Annotated in this window: 1 pseudogene; it reads right to left on the bottom strand. The window is 68.2% G+C overall.

Annotation, left to right across the window (positions count from 1 at the left end):
- Window positions 1-576, bottom strand: a pseudogene (locus DVK07_RS20730) (hypothetical protein); the annotation flags it as partial.

The raw sequence follows: 576 nt of genomic DNA, 5'->3' as shown, positions 1-576 counted from the left end.
TATTCCGCCCGCAGCGATGCTCGAGCTCCCGACCGCCGAGGCGCTCGTCGTGAGCGTTGGGTGAACGGTCTCCGTCCGGATCTCGACTTGGACCTCATTCGAGGACAACTGCGTGACGTTCGCCTCGGTCCTGGATTCGAAGAAGCGCCCCCACGCCTCGGCGTACTCGCTCTCGACGGTGATAGTGACGTTCCCGCCCAAGAGAGGGTTCGAGACGTCTTCCGAGGCGAACAGCCCGGTGGGTCCCCCGTCGCTCTCGCTGATGGTGACCGAGTCGGAGAGGTCCCCCTCGCCGGCGACCGTCACCAGCGGGAGGGTAAGCGTATCGCCGCGGTAGTGGAACTCCGGCGGCGAGACCATCCGCGCGCCGTCCGCGTTCGCGCGCCAGACCCCGCCGCCCTGGTAGGCGATCTCGTCCCCGCCGCGCTCGTAGATGATCGCTCCGAGCGTGGTCTCGTTGGTGTACGTCCCGTTCTCGGTCTCGACTTCGATCCGCATCGTTCCCGCCCCCTCGTCGACCCGGAAGCCGGCCCCCCGACCGACTTCCATGCTGACCCGCTGTGAGGGCGACCCGCC

The sequence above is a fragment of the Halorubrum sp. Atlit-26R genome (assembly GCF_003666015.1).
Lineage (GTDB): Archaea > Halobacteriota > Halobacteria > Halobacteriales > Haloferacaceae > Halorubrum.
Note: the sequence above shows the minus strand (reverse complement) of the source record. Positions and strands in the feature narration are given on the sequence as shown.